The organism is Plantibacter sp. M259, from assembly GCF_006065115.1.
Classification (GTDB): Bacteria; Actinomycetota; Actinomycetes; order Actinomycetales; family Microbacteriaceae; genus Plantibacter; species Plantibacter auratus.
The window spans coordinates 370,729-388,090 of record NZ_CP040750.1; the positions used below are offsets into that span (position 1 = coordinate 370,729).

Sequence of the window (17,362 nt, forward strand, 5' to 3'; positions counted from 1 at the left end):
GGTCACTCCTTGTGGGTTCGAGCGGGGACGGGGATGGACGCCGAGGAGACGTCCTCGTCATGGTGAGACGGCGCGAACAGCGCGTGGACGGCCCAGCCGGCGAGGACCAGGTAGGCGAGGTTGCGGACCGTCAGCACGGTCACGAGGACCGGGTCGACGTTGAGCAACCACAGGTACAGGTAGGGGTAGACGAGCTGCGTGAGCGCGGCGACCATCAGCGCGAGCACGGCCGGCGCGAGGAAGCGCCGACGCTGCAGGACGATCCCGAGGATCACCGGTGCCGCCAACCACATCGCGAACTGCGGCGACCCGACCTTGTTGAAGATGATGAGCGTGAGGACGAAGAGGAGCGACAACGGCGCGAGCACCTGCACGAGTGGGCGTCCGGACCGCACCGCGAGCACCCCGAGGAGCACCGCACCGGCGACGGCGAGGCCGAGGAGCGGCGTCATGACGGCGATCGCCGTGTCGACGCCCGGGCCGGTCACCTGGAAGGTCAGGATGTCGCGGTCGTAGTAGACGAAGCTCTGCGGGACACCCAGGACGGCGAGCCACAGGTAGGCGTTGCCGATGGGCGACTCGATCTGGAGACCACGTCCGGTCTGCTCCGTCACGAAGCTGACCGCGTTCGCACCGCCGAGCACGAGGCCGACCCCGAGGACCACGACCGACGTCGCCGCCGCCGCGACCAGGACCTGTCCGCGATGGCGGTGCGCCAGGACGATCGCGCCGATCAGGGCCGCCGGCCAGATCTTCATCCAGGCGGCGAGCGTCAGGAGGATCGCAGCGACCCGCGGGCGGCCGGCGACCCAGAGGAGCCCGACGATCGCGATGGGGACGGTCACGGAGTCGATCCGGGCGAGCGCGATCGGTCCGAGCAGGAGGAGGAACGCGAGCCACCACCATGCCGCGATCAGCCGTGGACGCGAGTGGCCGTTGCCGAGGAGGACCGCGAAGGCGCCGGCGTTCATCGCGGTCACCAGCAGGAGCCAGCCGACGCCGTACCCGGCGCTGCCGAGGAGCAGCGGGATCAGCATGGGCACGATCGCGAGGATCGGGTAGACCCAGGGCTCGTCGATGGCGGGGATCGGGCCGCCGGACGTCGCCTGTTCGACCCACGGCCGGTACACGAGGACCACGTCGCCGAGCGGGAGGCCCTCCGCCACGAGGCACAGCCACCCGACGAGGAGGTGCACGAGGCCGAACCCGCACCAGAGGAGCCAACGCCGCATCACGTGGACCATCCTAGGCTCGCGCCGCCGGTGGAACCGGTCCGCCACTCGCTCCACGCCCGCGCGGGTCGGGTCCGCGAGCCCGCTGATCAATACCCGCTGAAGGCGTCGGTGCGGACGTGTCCGACGCCGATCCCGCGCAGGGCTGGCTTCAGGGCCTCGATCATCGCGGGCGGACCGGAGATGAAGACCTCACGCTCAGCAAGGTCGGGGACGGCCTCGGCGAGGCGCTCGTGGTCGAGGCGCCCAGGCCCGAGGCCACGCCAGCCGTCCGGCAGCCGGACGTCGTCCGTCGGTCCCACGACGAGCACCGGTGTCGCCCAGGTCTCGAGCTCGGCCGCGTAGGCGAGCTCCTGCGGGTCGGACACGACGTAGACGAGGACGACGTCGCGCTGGTCGGCACGGAGGTGCAGCCGGGAGAGCTGGCTGACGAACGGGGTGATCCCGATCCCGGCGGCGATGAGCAGGATCGGCTTGTTCGTGTCCTTCGGCAGGACGAAGTCGCCCCACACGCCGGTCGCCGAGAGGCTCGCACCGACCGGCAGCGCGCTCAGCGCCCGCTTGAAGCTGCTGGCCCGCTCGGGCACACGCATGGCCACGCGGATCGTACGGTCGTCGTCGGGAGGCGAGGAGATGCTGAAGACGCGCCTCGAACCGCGGACGTCGGCCCCGCGGTGCGGCAACGACAGCTCGAGGTACTGGCCGGCCGCGAACGAGATCGGCCGCTTCGAGCTGAACCGGTACTCGACCGCCGTCGGGGTGAGGGCGCGGGTGCCTTCGAGCGTCAGTCGCATCCCCCGACGACGGGCGACGGCGAACGCGAGCACGTTGCCCACGATCAGCGCGAGCTCGGGGGTCGACGCCACCTGGCCGAGCATGAACGGGATGGAGAACAGCACCGCGACGATCGCCGCCTCGGCGAACTGCTGCCAGCGCCGCGGTGGAAGCGTGAGCGGCTCGGTGAGCATGAACGCGGCGAGGAAGAGGATCGGGTACGACGTGAGTGGGGCCAGCAGTGCCGGTCCCAGCTCTTGACCACCGGTGACGAGCCGGACGGTGACGAGCGCCCAGGAGAGCACGATGAAGACGAGTGCCATCGTGAGTCGCTTCGTCCGGATGAGGACGAGGCCGCCGAGGATGACGACACCGGGCAGCAGCCACGGGTTGGCGACCCACCAGACCGACGGTGACACGCCGGGGAGGGTGACGTAGCTCGCCAGCACGCTCATCACGAGCGCGGCGATGGCCGCGGGGTTGAGGACGTGTCGGCCCCGGATCGCGAGCAGGTATTTCGACGCCGAGGCGACCGTGGCGGCGAGGGCGATCCAGGCCAGCGCGGTGGGCTCGCTCGTCGGCCACAGGATGAAGAACAGCAGGAGGGAGGTGATGACGGACGACTCGCTGTGCGGCTGCACCTGGAACAGCGCACCGAACAGGCGGTTCGTCAGGTAGCCGACGACGAGCAGCGTGGCCAGGGTGGCGAGGAGCTCGAGCGGCTTGTAGAACACCTGCCCGAACAGCGACAGCACGAAGGCGTAGATCGCGAGGGTGCCGAGTGACAGCGTCACGAGGCGGTACATGGTGACCCGCCCGAGGACGGTGCCGAAGAAGGAGCCGGTGCGGCCGTTCATGTGCGGTCTGCTTTCTGGGAGATGGTGCCGTCCGGGCTCAGGCCCTGTGGCGCGTGACTCAGGTGAAGAGTTCGCCGGGGAACCCGACGGACCGGTCGGTGAGACCGGTCGTGAACATACGGACGCTCTCGAAGGTGAACGCCTCTGCCAGGGTCTCGTGGTCGGTGAAGAACAGCGCGGTGGCCAGTCCGTCGGCGACCATCGCGTCCCGAGCGGTGACCCAGGTCGCCGCGACGGTCCTCGTCGGTTCGCCGGTCCGGCCGTCGATGACATGGTGGAGCCCGTCGCCCCAGGCACGACGATTGGTCGCGGAGGCGCACAGGGCTCCGTCGTCGATCGTCGCGACCCCGATGGCCTTGCTGGGATCGTACGGATGCTCGAGCGCGATGCGGAGCGGGTCCGCCGCGCGGGACCCGTGCTCGTGACGCAGGTCGCCCGAGGCGTCGACCGTGAAGGACTCGTGGCCGTGGCTGCGGAGGAGGTCCGCGACGAGGTCCACGAGCCGCCCCTTGCCGGCCGCACCGATGTCGATCACGAGCGGGAGGCTCGTCTCGAGCACCTCGCCGTCCCACCGGGCCACGTCGTCCCAGTGCGGGGCGGCGACCGCCGGGCCCCGAGGGACGAGCGAGTAGGAGGCGTCGTAGCCGAGCCGTTCGAGCGAGGTACCGATGAACGGCGTCACGGCCCCGGCGGTGGCATCGTGCAGACGCCGGTACGTGTCGAGCAGCGCGACCGCATCCTCGCGCGCGCCATCGGGGAAGGCGGTCGAGACCGGGCCGGCGGCGAACCGCGCGACGAACGCGTCGTCCCGGAACCTCGACCAGGTCCGGTCGAACCGGTCGATGCACGCGGCGACGGCCTCAGCGGTCTCGGGCTCGAGCGGCAGAGCCGTGTCGAGCTCCCATCCGGTGCCGATCGCCTCGAAGCGCAGTGTCGTCTCGCTCATCGTCGGTCCGGCCCCGCGGCTCAGCCCTTCGCTTCGGTCTTGATCGTGTCGATGGCCGCGTTGAAGCCGCCGCTCGTGAGCGAGGAACCGGCGACCTTGGAGACCTTGAGGCTGTCGATGTCCTTGCCGACGACCTCGGCTGCGATCCCGGAGATGAACTCCGCCTGGTAGCGCTTGCTGTTCGCGCTCTCGGCGTGCGAGACGACGTCGACCGCCGTGACCTTGTCCTCGGCGAGCGTGACGGTCACCGTGATCGACTCGGTGCCGTTCGGCGACTGGTAGCTGCCGTCCGCGGTGTAGGAACCGTCCTGGTAGTCGGTGGCGCCGGAGCCCGCCGCGGCGTCGGTCGACGTGGTCGCCTCCGGGGCCGCCGTGCTCTTCGTCTCGGGCGACGTGGTCGTGGTCGAACCGCCGGCGTCGGCCGCCGAGCAACCGGCCAGGCTGCCGACGAGGGTGAGGCCGGTCAGGGCCGCGAAGGTCGTCTTCTTCGCCGCCACGGACAGGCGTGGTGTGCGGACGGGAGGCTGGGTGGTGGTGGGGTTGCGCATCGTTCAATCTCCTCGGGCGATGTGTGGGCCGCGGTGCGGCGGCCGCCGCGGCGAGGTCTCTGCCGCGGTGGCACCAGTGTCCTGAGCTTCCCTATGGGCGAGCTATGAGCGTTCTGGGAGTTGTCCTTCGTCCGCCGATGAACGATCGTTCAGCGCAGGAGACCACCGACGACACCGCGCACCGCTTCGGCGACGTCGAGCGCGGCCAGCGGGCCCTCGGCTGCCGCGGCATCCCCTGCAGCCGCATGCAGGAGCACCCCGCTGGCGGCCACGCTCGCCAGGCAGCCGGGGTCGGCGAGCACGCGCTCGGCGTTCGTCGCGACGAGCGCGCCGATGATCCCGGCGAGGGCGTCACCGGTGCCGGCGGTCGCGAGCCACGGCGATCCGCCGGAGACCGTGATGGCGTCACCGTCCGGCGCGACCACGTGGGTCGTGCCGCCCTTCAGCACCACGACGATGCCGAGGCGGGCGGCGACGTCGGCCGCGTACGACACCGGGTCGGCACGGATGGCCCCGACCTCGGCCGGGCTCCCCAGGCCGCTCAACATGGTCGCCAGTTCACCGACGTGGGGTGTGGCCACGATGCGCCACGACTCGTCGACACCGAACGCCCGCTGGTGGGCACCCGCGGCGACGCGACGGAGCGACCCGGCATCGGCGACGACCGGCTCGCCTCCATGCAGAGCGGCGTCGAGCAGGGAGCTCTCCTCGCGGGTCAGCTTGCCGGGGTCCATGCCGGAGCCGATGAGCCAGGCCTGCACACGTCCCTCCGCCGTCACGATCTCGGGGCGGCGCTGCAGCACGAGGTTCGCCGGTCGGTCCGCGCCGAGGTAGCGGACCATGCCGACACCGGTGCGGATCGCCGCCTCGACACCGATGACGGCGGCACCCGGGTAGCGGTCGGACCCGGTCACGACCCCGAGGACGCCTCGGGAGTACTTGTCCGAGTCGGCGTCGGGCACGGCGATCCAGTCGCGTGCGTCGGCAGGGGTCCAGAGTCGCGGTTCGGCCATGCCATCACCCTAGGCCAGTCGTCGCGGCGGACTGACGCTGAGCCGTCGATCGTCGGTCATCCCGGGGGCGGGAATCCGAACGCATCCGGGGACGTTGGGCCGGGTGGCGACGACCGTCGCCCCGAGACCCGAGGAGTTCCGTGCCCCAGCTGTTCGATCCGATCACCATCCGCGACCTCACCATCCCCAACCGCCTGTGGATCGCCCCGATGTGCCAGTACAGCGTCGCCGCCCAGGACGGCGTCCCGACCGACTGGCATCTCATGCACCTGGGCCAGTTCGCGGCGGGCGGCTTCGGCCTCGTCATCTCCGAGGCGGCGGCGATCAGCCCCGAGGGCCGGATCTCGCCCCAGGACGCCGGCATCTGGAACGACGGACAGCGCGACGCCTGGCGACGGATCACCGCGTTCATCACCGAGCAGGGTTCCGTTCCCGGCATCCAGCTCGCGCACGCCGGCCGGAAGGCCTCCACGTTCGCCCCCTGGGGCGCCGTCGGAGACGGCAGCGTGCCGATCGAGGAGGGCGGCTGGTCGACCGTCGCTCCGTCGCCCGAGGCCTTCCCGGGCTACGCGGTTCCGGAGGCCCTCGACGACGAGGGCATCGACCGCGTCGTCGACGACTTCCGGGCGGCGGCCGTCCGGTCGGTCGACGCCGGCTTCCAGGTGATCGAACTCCACGCGGCGCACGGCTACCTGCTGCACCAGTTCCTCTCCCCGCTCGTCAACCACCGCGAGGACGGCTACGGTGGCTCCCTCGAGAACCGGGCCAAGCTCCTCCTGCGGGTCGTCGAGGCGGTGCGCGAGGTCCTCCCGGCCGGTCTCCCGTTGTTCGTCCGGTTCTCGGCCACGGACTGGGTGGACGACGGATGGGACGAACACCAGACCGCGACCGTCGCCGCCTGGTGCGCCGAGCGCGGGGCCGACTTCTTCGACATCTCCACCGGTGGAGCCGTCGGCGGCGTCCGCATCCCGCTCTCCCCCGGGTACCAGGTCCCGTTCGCGGCGCACATCGGTTCGACGGGTGTCGACACGAGCGCCGTCGGGCTCATCACCGACGCCCAGCAGGCCGCGGCCATCGTCGCCGACGGGCAGGCGGAGGCGGTCATGGTCGCCCGCGAGGCGCTCCGTGATCCGCACTTCGCGTTGCGCGCCGCCACCGAGCTCGGTGTGGAGGTGGCCTGGCCGGGCCAGTACGAGCGGGCCAAGCCGCGCGCCTGAGCGCGACCCCGACACGACGACGGCCCGCACGCGATCGCGTGCGGGCCGTCGTCGTGTCCGTGCTCCGGCGTCCGATCAGCGACGCCGGGTGGCGTCCTGGACCTCGCCGACGAGCTCCTCGATGATGTCCTCGAGGAAGAGGACCCCGGTGGTGGCGCCCGCTTCGTCGAACACCCGGGCGACGTGTGCTCCCGAGCGACGCATCGTGGTCAACGCGTCTTCGACGTCCGAATCCTCGAACACCGACACGAGCTGCCTGATGTGCTTCGCGGGCACCGGCCGCTCCTCGTCGCCACTGCCGTCGAGGTCGTCGTACCGCAGGACGTCCTTCAGGTGCAGGTAGCCGATCGGCACCGACTCGTCGTCGACGATCACGTAGCGGGAGTAGCCGTACTTGGCGACGGCGCGCTCCACGTCCGAGGGGTGGCCTCCTCCGTCAGCGTGATGAGGCTCCCGAGCGGCAGGGCCACGTCGTGGACCTTCTTCTCGGTGAACTCGAACGCCGCCACGAGCGCACCCGTCGAGTCGGTGAGCACACCCTCGCGGGTGGACTGGTCGACGATGGTCGCCACCTCGTCGAGCGTGAAGGCACTGGCAGCCTCGTTCTTCGGCTCCACCCGGAACAGACGGAGGACGGCGTTCGCGGTCGCGTTGAGGGACACGATGATCGGACGGAAGACGCGCGCCACGAAGACGAGCGGCGGAGCGAGCAGCAGGACCGCACGATCCGGGATCGAGAAGGAGAGGTTCTTCGGGACCATCTCGCCGAAGACCACGTGGAGGTAGGAGACGAGCAGCAGCGCGATGATGAACGCCACCGTACCGATGGTCTCCTCGGGCCAGCCGGTGAGTGCCAACGGCACCTCCAGCAGGTGGTGGATCGCCGGCTCGGAGACGTTCAGGATGAGTAGCGAGCAGACGGTGATGCCCAACTGACTCGTCGCCAACATGAGCGTGGCGTGTTCCATGGCCCACAGCGCGGTCTTCGCGCTCCGGCTCCCCTGTTCGGCGAGGGGTTCGATCTGCGACCGTCGCGCGGAGATGACCGCGAACTCGGCACCGACGAAGAAGGCGTTCGCGAGCAGCAGCACCACGAGCCAGGCGATTCCTGCCCAGTCGCTCATGCGTCACCACCGTCCTCCGACACGACCGGTCTCGGGGTGAATCGGATCCGGTCGATCCGTCGGCCGTCGAGTCGCTCGACGCGGAGCGTGCCGTCCTCGAGCTCGAGTTCGTCACCCGAGACCGCGAGTCGTCCGAGCTCGCTCATGACGTAGCCCGCGACCGTCTCGTACGGACCGTCCTCGGGGACGCGCACGCCGGCGCGCTCGAGGAGCTCGTCGGGACGGAGGCTGCCCGGGAAGGTCGTGGAGTCGCGTCCGCGGACCACCCCGGCACGCGAACGGTCGTGCTCGTCGGCGACCTCGCCCACGAGTTCCTCGACGAGGTCCTCGAGGGTGGTCACGCCGGCGGTGCCGCCGTACTCGTCGACCACGACGGCCATCTGGTATCCGCGTCCGCGCAGCTGCGAGAGCAGCACGTCCAGCTTCATCGTCTCGGGCACGCGCAGGGCCGGCGACTGCAGGGCCGAGACGGGCACCTCGCCGCGTCGGTCGCGCGGGACCGCGATGGCCTGCTTCACGTGCACGACACCGGTGATGTCGTCGACGTCGGCATCGGTGACCGGGAAGCGCGAGTGGCCGGTCGACCTCGCCAGGGCGAGCACCGCCTGGGCGGGTTCGCCACGCTGGATCGACGCGATGCGCGGCCGCGGCGTCATGACGTCCGACGCATCGTGGCTCGAGAAGCGGAGCGTGCGGTTGAGCAGGGTCGCGGTGTCGGCCTCGAGTGTGCCCTCGAGCGCCGATCGACGCACGAGCGACGACAGCTCCTCGGCCGTCCGGGCTCCCGACAGCTCCTCCTTGGGCTCGATGCCCATCGACCGCAGCAGGCCGTTGGCGCTGCCGTTGAGGACGACGATGGCGGGCTTGAACACCCAGGTGAAGGCCGTCTGGAACGGGACCACGAACTTGGCCGTCTGTCGGGGCAACGCGAGCGCGAAGTTCTTGGGGACGAGCTCACCGATGATCATGCTGAGCAGCGTGGCGAGGGTGATCGCGACGATCGTCGCCACGACGGCCACGACGCCCTCGGGGATCCCGATGGAGCCGAGCGGGCCGGCGAGCATCGACGACAGCGCCGGCTCCATGGTGTAACCGGTGAGGAGGGTGGTCAGGGTGATCCCGAGCTGCGCGCTCGACAGGTGCGTCGAGGTGATCTTGAGCGCTGCGATCGTCATCGTCAGGCGGCTCTCGCCACGGTCGCGGCGGGCCTCGAGGTCGGCGCGGTCGAGGTTCACGAGCGCAAACTCGGAGGCGACGAAGAACCCCGTCCCGATGGTCAGTACGAGCCCGACGCCGAGCATGATCCACTCAGACATGACGATCCCGTCCGTGCTGAGCGGGCGATGCCGGAGTGTGGGTTCCGTCGCCCGGGCGGGCGGTCGTCTCCCGTGATCGGGTCAGCACGGGGCTGGGATGGTGGCCGGGGATCTGTCTGAAGGAGGGTCGTCCATTGTGCGGACGAGTCTATCGGACATCCGCGGCTGTGGACCCCGGATTTCCGGGGTTCTTCTCAGCCTCTGCGAGACGCTGGCGCTGCTCGGCCGCGCGACGCTTCCGACGCCGCAGGAGGAGGAACCGCACGCCGATGCACGCCGCGGCGAGCGCCGGGACCCCGCCCGAGACGATCATGCCCACATGCGCCCCGGCGACCTCGACGAGCCAGCCCATGAGCGGACCGCCGATCGCCTGACCGCCGAGCAGCACGAGGATGTACAGCGACATCACCCGGCCGCGGATCGCCATGTTGGACGACAGTTGGACGAGGGAGTTCGCCGCCGTGATGAAGAGGAGGTTCGCGACCCCGCCCGCGACGAGTAGGAGGGCGAACGGGAGGAGCACGGGCATCGCCCCGGCGGCCGCCTGCAGGACGCCGACCGCCGCCGCCGCGACGATCACGATGCGCAGGTCCACACCCCCGCGCCTCGTCGACGCGAGCGCCCCGGTGAGCGCGCCGACGGCGACGAGGGCGTTGAGGAACCCGTAGCCGCTCGCGCCGATGTCGAAGACGTCCGAGGCGTAGGCGGCGAGCAGGACCGGCAGGTTGAAGGCGAACACCGACATGAACGCGACCATGATGACCGTCCAGCGGATGGCCGGCTTCCGCATGGCGTACCCGAGTCCCTCCTTGAGCTGGCCCTTCGCCTTCGCGACGACCGGGGTCGGGACGAGTTCCGAGACACGCATGAGCGCCAGGGTGAGCACGACGCCGGAGCAGGCGAGGGCGTTGATCGCGAAGGACCACCCGGAACCGACGGCGGTGATGAGGACACCGCCGACGGCCGGACCGACGAGCTGGCCGAGCTGGAAGACGGCGGAGTTGAGGCTGATGGCGTTCCGCAGTCTCGCCGGCCCCACCAGCTCGTTCACGAACACCTGTCTCGCGGGGTTGTCGACGACGGTGACGAGGCCGAGCACGAAGGCGATGACGTAGATGTGCCACACCTCGACCGCGCCGCTGAGTGTCAGGATCGACAGGGCGACCGCGAGGACGGCGGCGAGCGACTGGGTGATCATGAGCAGCACGCGCTTGGAGTAGCGGTCCGCGATCACGCCGCCGAGCAGTCCGAACAGCAGCATGGGCGCGAACTGCATCGCGACCGTGATCCCGACGGCGGCGACGCTGCCGGAGAGCTCGAGGACGAGCCAGTCCTGCGCGATGCGCTGCATCCCGATCGCGGTCGTCGCGACGATGTGTCCGATCGTGAAGAGTCGGAAGTTCGGGACGCGGAGCGAGGAGAAGGTGTCCCGCCAGGCGGGGCGCTCCCCCACGATCGGCATGGGGGCGGTGGGCGGCGGCGGAGCGACGGCGGTGTCGGATGGAGGGGTCACGGAGAGAGCCAGCGTTTCGTATGTCGAGTGCGTGTCGTATGGGTGGAGCCGCGGAGGCCGTCGGCTCCCGTCCACGCTATTGCCGACGCGGCCATTTCCGAGCAGGATGATCCCTATCAGTCCTATTCGATTCCCGAATGATCGGCTCACGCATGTTCGACCCCGCACTGCTGCGCACCTTCCTGGCCGTCGCCGAGACGAAGAACTTCACGCGCGCCGCCGCGCAGCTCGGGTTGAGCCAGCCGACGGTCAGTCAGCAGATCCGACGGCTCGAGGAGGCCGCCGGCCGGTGGCTCGTCGTCCGGGACACGAGGGCGGTCCGCCTGACCGACAACGGTGATGCGATGGCCGGGTTCGCGCGGACCATCCTCGCTGCACACGCCTCGGCGGAGAGCTACTTCACCGGGTCGGCGATGAGCGGTCGCCTCCGCTTCGGGGCCGCCGACGACCTCGCGATGACCCAGCTCCCCCGGATCCTGCGGCACTTCCGTCAGGGTCACCCGCAGCTGAACCTCGAACTCACCGTGAACCAGAGCGGGCCGCTCTACCGACGGCTGAAGGCGGGCGCCCTCGACCTCATCTTCATCAAGATGCACCCCGGTCAGAACGAGGGCAAGCTCGTGCGGACCGACTCGATGGTCTGGGTCGGTCTCGAGAAGACCACGATCGAACCGGGCCAGCCCGTCCCCTCATCGCCTACCAGGACCCGAGTCTCTCCCGGCAGCTGGCGATCGACGCCCTGGAAGCCGCCGGGCGCACCTGGCGGATCACCTGCAGTACGCGGGAGGTGAACGGCGTCCTCGCGGCGGTACGGGCCGGGCTCGGTGTCGCGGTATTCCCACGAAGCCTGATCCCGAGCGACCTCGTCATGCTGAGCAACCGGCTGGAACTCCCGCCCCTGGGCGGCGTCGACTTCACCCTGCTCGCGAACCCGCTGGCGGCGGCCGGCCCGGTGGAGGCGCTCTCCTCGGCCATCATGGACCGGTCGCTCGCCTGAGCGGGCACACGGCGGTCAGGCGTCGACGGACTCCGACTCCTCGGCGAACGGCGCCGGGATGAGGTAGGTCTCGCGGACCTCGGCCGATTCGTGCGGGCCGCTGCCGTCGGGCGCGGTGAAGGGTTCGTCGAACTCGACGATCCACGTCGTCAGCTGCTCGGTCCACACCGAGACGAACGCCGCGGCACGCTGGCGGCCGGGCGCGACGATGACCCCGGAGGCACGCTCCCCCGTCGAGGGATCGGATCCCGGGTCCACGAGCACGAGGACCTGCATGCCGACACCGAACCCGTGCGTCCCACCGTTCACCACCATGGGCCCATCATCCCACCGCGGTCGTGCGTGCCGCACCAGCACCCCGTCTCACCAGGAGACGGGCAGCGCCTTGCCCTCCTCGTACCCGGCGGCCGACTGGACGCCGACGATGGCGCGCTCGTGGAAGCCGGGGACCGAGTCGGCACCCGCATAGGTGAACGACGAGCGCACACCGGCGGTGATCATGTCGAGGAGGTCCTCGACCGAGGGCCGGAGCGGGTCGATCGTGATGCGGGAGGACGAGATGCCCTCGGCGAAGAGCGTCTTCCGCGCGAGTTCGAAGGGATCGAGTCGGCCGAAGCGCTCGTGCACGGCCTTGGTCGACGCCATGCCCCAGCTCTCCTTGTAGAGCGACCCGTCGGCGGCGCGCTGCAGCTCACCGGGGGCTTCGATCGTGCCGGCGAACCAGGAACCGATCATGACCGAGGACGCACCGGCCGCGAGGGCGAGGGCCACGTCGCGCGGGTAGCGGACGCCACCGTCCGCCCAGACCTTCGCGCCGAGTGCGCGGGCGGTCGCGGCCGTCTCGAGGACGGCCGAGAACTGCGGACGTCCGACCGCCGTCATCATCCGCGTGGTGCACATCGCACCGGGTCCGACACCGACCTTGAGGATGTCGGCACCGGCGTCGACGAGGTCCTGCACCGCGACGGCGGACACGACGTTGCCGGCGACGATCGGGAGGCCGAGACCGAGGGCACGGACGGCCGCGATCGCCCGGAGCATGCCCTCCTGGTGCCCGTGGGCGGTGTCGATCACGAGGACGTCCACCCCGGCGGCGGCGAGCGCCTGCGCCTTCACGGCGACGTCGCCGTTGATGCCGATCGCCGCGGCGACCCGCAGTCGGCCCGACGCGTCGAGCGCCGGCGTGTAGATGGTCGACCGGAGCGCGCTCGTCCGGCTGAGGGTGCCGACGACGGCGCCGTGGTGCAGCACGGGCGCGAACTCGAGGTCGGCGGCGACCATGAGGTCGAACGCGGCCCGGCCACCGGTCACGTCATCGGCGTCGATCGAGGCGAGCGACCCGTGAGCGAGGTCGCCGAGCCGTGCGTCGGGCAGCGCCGTGGCGAGACGTGCGGCCGGGATGCAGCCGGCGAAGGCGTCGCGCTCGTCGTGGAGCACGATGCCGTGACCGGCGACCGCGGGGATGAGGCGCAGGGCGTCCGCCGCGGTCTGATCGGCGCGCATGATCAGCGGGGTGTCGAAGGCGACCGGCTGCTCCTTGACCCAGCGGATCGCCGCGTCGAGCTCCTGGAGCGGCATGTCCTGCGGCAGGACGCCGAGTCCGCCGCGTCGTGCCAGTGCCGCCGCGAGGCGTGGCCCGGTGACGGAGTTCATGTTGGCGGAGACGATCGGGATCGTGGCGCCGGTGCCGTCGTCCGGAGCCAGGTCGACGTCGAGTCGACTCGTGATCCCGGAGCGGCTGGGGACGAGGAACACGTCCGAGTACGTCAGGTCGTGGCTGGGAATCTCACCGATGAACCGCATGAGAACACCGTATCCCGACGGGCGTCCGAGCCGCACCGACGACGGAATGGGTTTAGGCTTGATGACTGGATCGTGCGGGCATGTTCCCTGCCTGCAAACAGTGAGAATTCAACGGAGAGAGTGGGCGATCGACGGTGTCGAGCCAGATGACCGGAGTGGGCGCCGATGACGGCGCAACGAACGAATTCGGAGCCAATGAATGGCTCGTCGACGAGATGTACGAGCAGTACCTCGTCGACAAGGATTCCGTGGACCGCTCCTGGTGGCCGATCCTCGAGCACTACCGGCCGGTGAACGGCGCAGCCCAGGGAACGACGGGCGGCCAGTCGGACGACGGTGCGGCAACCGCCGGCACCACGGCGTCGGCCCCCGCCCCCGCGGCGGCGGACGAGGCGGCCCGGGTCAACCCGCCGACGGCCCCGATCCAGGTCATCGGCGCACAGCCGGTCGCCCGCACCACCTCGGTCCAGGCGAAGCCGGCCCCGATCCCGGCCGACGCCCCGATGACGAGCCCGAACCAGGTCCAGCAGCCGAAGAGCGACCAGACCGAACCCGCTCCGGAGGACGTCGACAAGGTCACCGTGCTGAAGGGCATGGCCAAGTCGCTCGCCACCAACATGGACGCGAGCCTGACGGTCCCGACCGCGACGAGCGTGCGCACCATCCCGGCGAAGCTGATGATCGACAACCGCATCGTCATCAACAACCACCTGAAGCGCGCCAGAGGCGGCAAGGTCAGCTTCACCCACCTCATCGGCTGGGCCCTCATCCAGGCGTTGAAGGACTTCCCGAGCCAGAACGTCTACTACGAGGAGACCGACGGCAAGCCCACGGTCGTCGCCCCGGCGCACATCAACCTCGGCATCGCCATCGACCTCCCGAAGCCCGACGGCTCCCGCGCCCTCATGGTGCCGGGCATCAAGCGCGCCGACACCCTCACCTTCAACGAGTACCTCTCGGCCTACGAGGACCTCGTGACCCGCGCCCGCAAGGGCAAGCTCACCGGCGCCGACTTCCAGGGCGTCACGATCTCGCTCACGAACCCCGGTGGCATCGGGACCGTGCACTCGGTCCCCCGCCTCATGAAGGGCCAGGGCTGCATCATCGGCGCCGGCGCCCTCGAGTACCCGGCCGAGTTCCAGGGCGCCTCCGAGCGCACGCTCAACGAGCTGGCTATCGGCAAGACGATCACGCTCACGAGCACCTACGACCACCGCGTCATCCAGGGTGCCGGCTCGGGCGAGTTCCTCAAGGTCGTCCACGAGCTGCTCATCGGCAGCCGCAGCTTCTACCAGGACATCTTCGCCGCGCTCCGCATCCCGTACGACCCGATCCACTGGTCGCCCGACATCAGCGTCGACCTCGCCGACGCCGTCGACAAGACCGCCCGCGTCCAGGAGCTCATCAACGCGTTCCGCGTCCGCGGCCACCTCATGGCCGACATCGACCCACTCGAGTACGTGCAGCGCTCGCACCCCGACCTCGAGATCGAGACCCACGGCCTGACCTTCTGGGACCTCGACCGCGAGTTCGTCACGGGCGCCTTCGGCTCGGCCCGCACGGCCAAGCTGCGCGACATCCTCGGCGTCCTCCGCGACTCGTACTGCCGCACCACGGGCATCGAGTACATGCACATCCAGGACCCCGCGCAGCGCAAGTGGATCCAGAGCAAGGTCGAGCGGAAGTACGAGAAGCCGACGCACGACGAGCAGATGCGCATCCTCGGCAAGCTCAACGAGGCCGAGGCCTTCGAGACCTTCCTGCAGACGAAGTACGTCGGCCAGAAGCGCTTCAGCCTCGAGGGCGGCGAGTCCACCATCGCCCTCCTCGACACCATCCTCCAGGGTGCGTCGCAGGCCCAGCTCGACGAGGTCGCGATCGGCATGGCCCACCGCGGCCGCCTCAACGTCCTCACGAACATCGCCGGCAAGACGTACGGTCAGATCTTCCGCGAGTTCGAGGGAACGCAGGACCCTGCGAGCCACGGTTCCGGCGACGTGAAGTACCACCTCGGCACCGAGGGCACCTTCAAGGCCGAGGACGGCCGCGAGATCCCGGTCTACCTGGCAGCGAACCCCTCGCACCTCGAGGCCGTCAACGGCGTGCTCGAGGGCATCGTCCGCGCGAAGCAGGACCGCGGGCCGATCGGCGCGTTCGGCACCCTCCCGATCCTCATCCACGGCGACGCGGCGATGGCCGGTCAGGGCGTCGTCCTCGAGACGATGCAGCTGTCCCAGCTGCGCGGCTACCGCACGGGCGGCACGGTCCACGTCGTCATCAACAACCAGGTCGGCTTCACCACGCCTCCTGGCGAGGGCCGCTCCTCCATCTACAACACCGACGTCGCGAAGACCATCCAGGCGCCGATCTTCCACGTGAACGGCGACGACCCCGAGGCCGTCGTGCGGGTCGCGGAGCTCGCCTTCGAGTACCGCCAGGAGTTCAAGCGCGACGTCGTCATCGACCTCGTGTGCTACCGCCGACGCGGCCACAACGAGGGCGACGACCCGTCGATGACGCAGCCGCTCATGTACAGCCTCATCGAGGCGAAGCGCTCCGTCCGCAAGCTCTACACCGAGGCGCTCGTCGGGCGTGGCGACATCACCGAGGAGGAGTACGAGGCCGCGCACCGCGACTTCCAGGACCGCCTCGAACGCGCCTTCATGGAGACGCACGCCGAGCAGACCTCGCCGACGCCGATCCCGACCGAGGTCCTCGACGAGGACGGCTACTCCGGCGAACTCGAGACGACCGGCGTCTCCGAGGGCGTCGTGCAGCTCATCGGCGACGCGTTCAACAACAAGCCCGCCGGGTTCACCGTGCACCCGAAGGTGCAGCAGCTCCTCGAGAAGCGACTCGACATGAGCCGCAACGGCAACATCGACTGGGGCTTCGGAGAACTGCTCGCGCTCGGCTCGGTGCTCATCGAGGGCACCCCGGTGCGGATGTCCGGACAGGACTCCCGCCGCGGCACCTTCGTGCAGCGCCACGCCGTCCTCCACGACCGGGTCAACGGCCAGGAGTGGTTGCCGCTCGCGAACCTCAGCGACAACCAGGCCCGCTTCTGGATCTACGACTCGCTCCTCAGCGAGTACGCGGTCATGGGCTTCGAGTACGGCTACTCGGTCGAACGCGCCGACGCGCTCGTGTTGTGGGAGGCGCAGTTCGGCGACTTCACCAACGGCGCGCAGACGATCATCGACGAGTTCATCTCCTCCGCCGAGCAGAAGTGGTCGCAGCGGTCGAGTGTCACGCTCCTCCTCCCCCACGGCTACGAGGGCCAGGGCCCCGACCACTCGTCCGCGCGGATCGAGCGGTTCCTGCAGCTCTGCGCCGAGGACAACATGACCGTCGCACGGCCGTCGACCCCCGCGTCGTACTTCCACCTGCTGCGTCGCCAGGCGTACGCCCGCCCGCGTCGGCCGCTCGTGGTCTTCACCCCGAAGGCGATGCTGCGTCTGCGTGGCGCGACCAGCCCGGTGGCTGACTTCACCTCCGGCCGCTTCGAGCCGGTGATCGACGACGCACGGATCACCGACAAGGCCGCGGTCAAGCGGGTGCTCCTGCACTCCGGGAAGATCCACTACGACCTCCTCAGCGAGCTGCAGAAGCAGCCGAACGACGAGATCGCCCTCGTCCGCGTCGAGCAGTTCTACCCGGTCCCGGTGGCAGAGCTGAACGCCGTGGTCGCGCAGTACCCGAACGCCGAACTGGTGTGGGTCCAGGACGAGCCGGAGAACCAGGGCGCGTGGCCGTTCATCTGCCTGGAGGCTGCCAAGCACCTCGAGGGTCGGACGATCCGCAACGTGTCGCGCACCGCGTCCGCATCCCCAGCCACGGGTTCGGCGAAGCGTCACGCCGCCGAGCAGGCGGAGCTCCTCCGCACCGCGCTGGCGCTCTGACCCCAGCAGCACGACCGACGACGACCGCCTGTTCCGACAGGCGGTCGTCGTCGTCTGCGTCGTCGTCCGGACGCGGGTGGTCAGCACGGCGACAGCGATCCGTGAGTGGGCGGTGAGCCA

11 protein-coding genes and 2 pseudogenes are annotated in these 17,362 nt (G+C 70.1%); 3 read left to right on the forward strand and 10 right to left on the reverse strand.

The genetic code is table 11. The features are described from left to right. Nucleotides 1-2 precede the first annotated feature (2 nt). From FGL15_RS01715 to FGL15_RS01735, 5 genes are all read right to left on the reverse strand, one after another. Nucleotides 3-1,232, reverse strand: a complete 1,230-nt coding sequence (locus FGL15_RS01715; protein WP_240773905.1) for a glycosyltransferase 87 family protein — start codon at nt 1,230-1,232, stop codon at nt 3-5. 89 nt (nt 1,233-1,321) lie between these two features. Beyond that, nucleotides 1,322-2,863 carry an FAD-dependent oxidoreductase gene (locus FGL15_RS01720; protein ID WP_138944712.1) on the reverse strand — a complete coding sequence of 514 codons (1,542 nt, stop codon included), beginning with the start codon at nt 2,861-2,863 and terminating at the stop codon, nt 1,322-1,324. Between the two features lie 58 nt (nt 2,864-2,921). After that, nucleotides 2,922-3,809 (reverse strand): FAD:protein FMN transferase, encoded by an 888-nt coding sequence (locus FGL15_RS01725; protein WP_138944713.1) that lies wholly within the window; start codon nt 3,807-3,809, stop codon nt 2,922-2,924. 20 nt (nt 3,810-3,829) lie between these two features. Then, complete coding sequence (locus tag FGL15_RS01730; protein WP_138944714.1) at nt 3,830-4,357, reverse strand: FMN-binding protein; 528 nt, start codon at nt 4,355-4,357, stop codon at nt 3,830-3,832. Between the two features lie 149 nt (nt 4,358-4,506). Beyond that, entirely contained in the window at nt 4,507-5,370 is an 864-nt protein-coding gene (locus FGL15_RS01735; protein ID WP_138944715.1) for an ADP/ATP-dependent (S)-NAD(P)H-hydrate dehydratase, read from the reverse strand. Between the two features lie 140 nt (nt 5,371-5,510). Here FGL15_RS01735 and FGL15_RS01740 point away from each other — a divergent pair, with 140 nt between their 5' ends. Further along, entirely contained in the window at nt 5,511-6,587 is a 1,077-nt protein-coding gene (locus FGL15_RS01740; protein ID WP_138944716.1) for an NADH:flavin oxidoreductase/NADH oxidase, read from the forward strand. A 75-nt stretch (nt 6,588-6,662) separates the two neighbouring features. Here the strand turns inward: FGL15_RS01740 and FGL15_RS01745 are convergent. From FGL15_RS01745 to FGL15_RS01755, 3 genes and pseudogenes are all read right to left on the reverse strand, one after another. Then, nucleotides 6,663-7,711 (reverse strand): annotated as a pseudogene (locus FGL15_RS01745) (hemolysin family protein). Next, nucleotides 7,708-9,027, reverse strand: coding sequence for a hemolysin family protein (locus tag FGL15_RS01750; protein ID WP_138944717.1), 1,320 nt, complete (start codon nt 9,025-9,027; stop codon nt 7,708-7,710). The pseudogene FGL15_RS01745 and the gene FGL15_RS01750 overlap by 4 nt, the downstream one beginning before the upstream one ends. 148 nt (nt 9,028-9,175) lie before the next feature. Then, complete coding sequence (locus FGL15_RS01755) at nt 9,176-10,489, reverse strand: MFS transporter (protein WP_138947167.1); 1,314 nt, start codon at nt 10,487-10,489, stop codon at nt 9,176-9,178. Nucleotides 10,490-10,692: 203 nt separating this feature from the next. Between FGL15_RS01755 and FGL15_RS21185 the strand changes: the two are divergent. Further along, nucleotides 10,693-11,537, forward strand: a pseudogene (locus FGL15_RS21185) (LysR substrate-binding domain-containing protein). A gap of 15 nt (nt 11,538-11,552) precedes the next feature. Here FGL15_RS21185 and FGL15_RS01765 read toward each other — a convergent pair. Both FGL15_RS01765 and FGL15_RS01770 read right to left on the reverse strand, forming a co-directional pair. After that, the gene (locus tag FGL15_RS01765) at nt 11,553-11,852 is read right to left on the reverse strand and encodes a hypothetical protein (protein ID WP_138944718.1); all 300 of its coding nucleotides are present in this window, start codon (nt 11,850-11,852) and stop codon (nt 11,553-11,555) included. A 48-nt stretch (nt 11,853-11,900) separates the two neighbouring features. After that, on the reverse strand, nt 11,901-13,340 hold the full coding sequence (locus tag FGL15_RS01770) for a GuaB1 family IMP dehydrogenase-related protein (protein ID WP_138944719.1): 1,440 nt from the start codon (nt 13,338-13,340) through the stop codon (nt 11,901-11,903). A gap of 134 nt (nt 13,341-13,474) precedes the next feature. Between FGL15_RS01770 and FGL15_RS01775 the strand changes: the two genes are divergently transcribed. Next, nucleotides 13,475-17,242, forward strand: coding sequence for a multifunctional oxoglutarate decarboxylase/oxoglutarate dehydrogenase thiamine pyrophosphate-binding subunit/dihydrolipoyllysine-residue succinyltransferase subunit (locus tag FGL15_RS01775; RefSeq protein WP_205858668.1), 3,768 nt, complete (start codon nt 13,475-13,477; stop codon nt 17,240-17,242). The last annotated feature ends 120 nt before the right edge of the window (nt 17,243-17,362 follow it).

Bases quoted from the DNA above. Each gene is read 5' to 3' on its own strand.
- FGL15_RS01715 (WP_240773905.1), bottom strand. From the start codon at position 1,232: ATGCGGCGTTGGCTCCTCTGGTGCGGGTTCGGCCTCGTGCACCTCCTC.
- FGL15_RS01720 (WP_138944712.1), bottom strand. From the start codon at position 2,863: ATGAACGGCCGCACCGGCTCCTTCTTCGGCACCGTCCTCGGGCGGGTC.
- FGL15_RS01725 (WP_138944713.1), bottom strand. From the start codon at position 3,809: ATGAGCGAGACGACACTGCGCTTCGAGGCGATCGGCACCGGATGGGAG.
- FGL15_RS01730 (WP_138944714.1), bottom strand. From the start codon at position 4,357: ATGCGCAACCCCACCACCACCCAGCCTCCCGTCCGCACACCACGCCTG.
- FGL15_RS01735 (WP_138944715.1), bottom strand. From the start codon at position 5,370: ATGGCCGAACCGCGACTCTGGACCCCTGCCGACGCACGCGACTGGATC.
- FGL15_RS01750 (WP_138944717.1), bottom strand. From the start codon at position 9,027: ATGTCTGAGTGGATCATGCTCGGCGTCGGGCTCGTACTGACCATCGGG.
- FGL15_RS01755 (WP_138947167.1), bottom strand. From the start codon at position 10,489: ATGCCGATCGTGGGGGAGCGCCCCGCCTGGCGGGACACCTTCTCCTCG.
- FGL15_RS01765 (WP_138944718.1), bottom strand. From the start codon at position 11,852: ATGGTGGTGAACGGTGGGACGCACGGGTTCGGTGTCGGCATGCAGGTC.
- FGL15_RS01770 (WP_138944719.1), bottom strand. From the start codon at position 13,340: ATGCGGTTCATCGGTGAGATTCCCAGCCACGACCTGACGTACTCGGAC.